Here is a 557-nt window from a genome sequence, read left to right as displayed (position 1 = left end):
ATGATAATGTACATATTGCAGCTGGTAAAAAAATTCAGTTGGGAAATAATGTTCTTATTGCAAGTAGAGTTTTTATAACAGATCACAATCATGGATCCTTTCCTTTTGAATCAGAAATTAATACTCCTATTTCGGATAGAAAATTAAGTTTCGATGCTGTAAATATTGAAGATAATGTATGGTTAGGGGAGGGTGTTATTGTTCTTCCCGGTGTAACGATTGGAAAAAATAGTATTATAGGCGCTGGAACTATAGTTACAAAATCTATACCAGAGAACTCTATAGCTGTCGGAAATCCAGCAAGAGTAATTAAAGAGTTTTGTTTTATATCTAATTCATGGAGAGATGTTCTTTGAAAATTGTACAGCCTACATTAACGTTAAGTATTGTAAGTCATGGTCATGGCGTTTTGATAAAAGATCTTTTATGTGATTTAAATCATTTAGATTTTTCTGATTTTTCATCTGTTGAGGTTGTTTTAATTTTAAATATTCCAGAAAATGAAGATTATATAAATCATCTTAACTTAAAAGTTAAAGTTATTAGGAATGCCACAC

At 30.0% G+C, this 557-nt stretch carries 2 protein-coding genes; both read left to right on the top strand.

The genetic code is table 11. The features are described 5' to 3' along the window. The coding region (locus tag E5A76_RS15090) for a DapH/DapD/GlmU-related protein (RefSeq protein ID WP_316247338.1) at window positions 1–356 on the top strand (356 nt) is incomplete at its 5' end. After that, the coding region (locus E5A76_RS15085) for a hypothetical protein (RefSeq protein WP_222932525.1) at window positions 353–557 on the top strand (205 nt) is incomplete at its 3' end. The genes E5A76_RS15090 and E5A76_RS15085, both read left to right, overlap by 4 nt.

Source organism: Photobacterium lucens, from assembly GCF_009873615.1.
Classification (GTDB): domain Bacteria; phylum Pseudomonadota; class Gammaproteobacteria; order Enterobacterales; family Vibrionaceae; genus Photobacterium; species Photobacterium lucens.
This window is presented reverse-complemented; position numbering and strand designations above follow the sequence as displayed.